Origin of the sequence: Bilophila sp. 4_1_30 (genome assembly GCF_000224655.1) — a bacterium.
Classification (GTDB): domain Bacteria; phylum Desulfobacterota; class Desulfovibrionia; order Desulfovibrionales; family Desulfovibrionaceae; genus Bilophila; species Bilophila wadsworthia.
This window is the reverse complement of sequence record NZ_JH114237.1, coordinates 46,730-49,273: the sequence shown is the minus strand read 5'-3', so window position 1 is coordinate 49,273 and position 2,544 is coordinate 46,730. Positions and strand designations below refer to the sequence as shown.

Sequence of the window (2,544 nt, the reverse complement as noted above, 5' to 3'; positions counted from 1 at the left end):
ACTTTCTACAGAAAGTTCTTCCCTCCCCTCCCCAATCTTCCTTCTTCTCTTCCCCTTCCTACAAATACGGATCAGGATTCATCAGATAATTCTTGATGTAGTCGGAGACGCCGTCCTCAAGGCTGTGGAACTGAATGTCGCAGCCAAGGCGTTCCAGCCACGCCATGTCCGCCTGCGTGTAATACTGATAGCGGCCCTTCAGCTCGGCGGGCATGTCGATGTAGTTGATGTCCGGGATCTTGTCCATCGCGGAATACACCGAATTGGCGAGATCGTTCCACGTGCGGGCCTTGCCCGAACCGATGTTCAGGATGCCGTTGGCTTCGGGATGCTCCAACAGCCAGAACATGACGTTGACGCAGTCCTTTACATACACGAAATCGCGCATCTGGCCGCCGTCGGGGTACTGCGGGCGGTCGGACTTGAACAAGCGGAGCGAACCGGTTTCGCGCAGCTCGGTGAAAGCCTTGCAGGCCACGCTCTTCATCTCGCCCTTGTGGTACTCGTTGGGGCCGTACACGTTGAAGAACTTCACGCTGGCGATGCTCTTGAGCAGATTCTCGCGGTAGGCCCACAGATCGAACATCTGTTTGGAATAACCGTACATATTGAGGGGCCGCAGGGAAAGCGTGGTCAGCAGGCTGTCGGAAAAGCCGTGCGAACCGTCGCCGTAGGTCGCCGCGCTGCTCGCGTTGATGAGGCGCGCGCCCTGCTCAAGGGCGTAACGGCAGACCATCTGGCTGTAATGCAGATTGTTGTCCATCAGGAAATCGGCGTTGCGTTCCGTAGTGGACGAACACGCCCCCATGTGGATGATGGCCTCGACCTTCTGCGGGGCACGGCCTTCCAGCACCATGCGCCGGAATTCGTCACGGTGTACGTAGTCCCGGTACCGACGGTTGACGAGGTTACGCCATTTCTCGCTGGAAGCCAGATTGTCCACAACCAGAATATCGTCGATGCCCGCTTCGTTGAGCCGCCAGATCATGGCGCTCCCGATGAAGCCCGCACCGCCTGTTACGATGTACATGGTCACTCCTTAAAAATGCAATGGCGCCGTCGGGAAACGGACGCTTCCGTTTTTTGTACGCTACAAGGCCGCATCCAGCAACAGATTGTCGCGGTGCACCACTTCGGGGTAATGCGCGTCGCCGAGAATGGCGGCGACCTCGTGCCGTTTCAGGCCTCTGATACGCAGCAGATCCGCCGCATTGTAGTTGCTCAGGCCCACGCCCACCGTTTCGCGGTCATACACGAGCCGCACCAGCGCACCCGCCTCAAAGCTGCCGTGCACTTCCGTAATGCCGCCGGGCAGGAGGCTCTTGCCGTGGTTTCTGACAGCATCCGCCGCGCCCGTGTCGAGGTACAGCGTCCCCTGCGGATCGGCCTGATACGCCAGCCAGTATTTACGGCGGGAAACCGTGCGCTGTTCGGGCCGTACCCATGTACCGATGGTTTCACCCGCGAACAGGCGAGGGATGACGTCCGGTTCGCAGCCGGGCAGAATGGCGGTGGGCACGCCGAGCTGCGCCACCCGGTGCGCGGAAAGCAGTTTGGAGTACATGCCGCCCGTGCCCACGGAGGTCTTGCCGCCGCACAGGGTATCGAGATTGAGGGCCCGGACATCTTCGATGCACGGCATGATCGTGGCATCGGGGTTTTCCAGCGGGTTGGCGTCCAGTACGCCGCCGATGGTCGTCAGGTTGACGAACAGGTCCGCCTCAACCGGATTGATGAGCAAGCTGGCGAGGTTGTCGTTGTCGCTGAACTTGAGTTCGTTGACGGACACGGTGTCGTTCTCGTTGACCACCGGGATGACGCCCCAGTTCAGCAGTTCGCTGAACGTATTGCGGATATTGAGGAACCGCGTGCGGTTCTTGAGGTCATCGCGGGTCAGCAAAACCTGCGCCGTCAGAATACCCCGTTCGGCAAAGGCGTTGTCGTACAGGTGCATGAGCCGCCCCTGCCCTACCGCGGCGGCGGCCTGCTTGCCGCTCAATCCCACGGCGGCGGGTTCGCCGGGCAATTTTTTGAGCGCGGTCCGTCCGGCGGCCACGGCCCCGGACGACACCAGCACCACGCGGCGGCCCTGACGGCTCAGCACGGCGAGCTGGTTGACCAGATTGTCCAGCACGGGGAGGTTCAGTTCGGACCCGGTGCTGAGAACAGCCGACCCCACCTTGACCACTACGCATCGGGCCTCGCGCAACGTCGCGTCCCGTTCTTCCTGCCAGTTCATGAAGTACTCCGTATGATGCCTCCGGCGGGCTTGTGCCCACAAGGGGCGAGCCGCCCCTTGACCCGGCTTAATGGTCTGAACAACGCCCCGGTTACACCACAAATTCCCCTCGAACGCCAGTCCTCCGGCTCCTTGTTCCCCGCAACAAAAAAGACGGGAAGATTTCCCGCCTTTCGCAATACAATAAAAACATCTTGCCTCTTCTTCCACCCCAGCCGGAACGAACTCCCGCCGCGCGGCCTCCCCACCAGTCGAAAATCTTTGAAGAGGAGGGGATGGGGTTTGGGGAAGGGGAGGAGAAACTT

Annotated in this window: 2 protein-coding genes; both read right to left on the bottom strand. The window is 60.5% G+C overall.

Translation table 11 applies throughout. From position 1 onward, the window contains the following. Positions 1-58: 58 nt before the first annotated feature. Complete coding sequence (rfaD, locus tag HMPREF0178_RS19350) at positions 59-1,030, bottom strand: ADP-glyceromanno-heptose 6-epimerase (RefSeq protein WP_009369230.1); 972 nt, start codon at positions 1,028-1,030, stop codon at positions 59-61. Positions 1,031-1,090: 60 nt separating this feature from the next. Next, entirely contained in the window at positions 1,091-2,239 is a 1,149-nt protein-coding gene (gene proB / locus HMPREF0178_RS19345) for a glutamate 5-kinase (RefSeq protein WP_009369229.1), read from the bottom strand. Positions 2,240-2,544 lie beyond the last annotated feature (305 nt).

Coding starts and splice junctions, on each gene's coding strand:
- rfaD (WP_009369230.1), bottom strand. CDS start 1,030: ATGTACATCGTAACAGGCGGTGCGGGCTTCATCGGGAGCGCCATGATC.
- proB (WP_009369229.1), bottom strand. CDS start 2,239: ATGAACTGGCAGGAAGAACGGGACGCGACGTTGCGCGAGGCCCGATGC.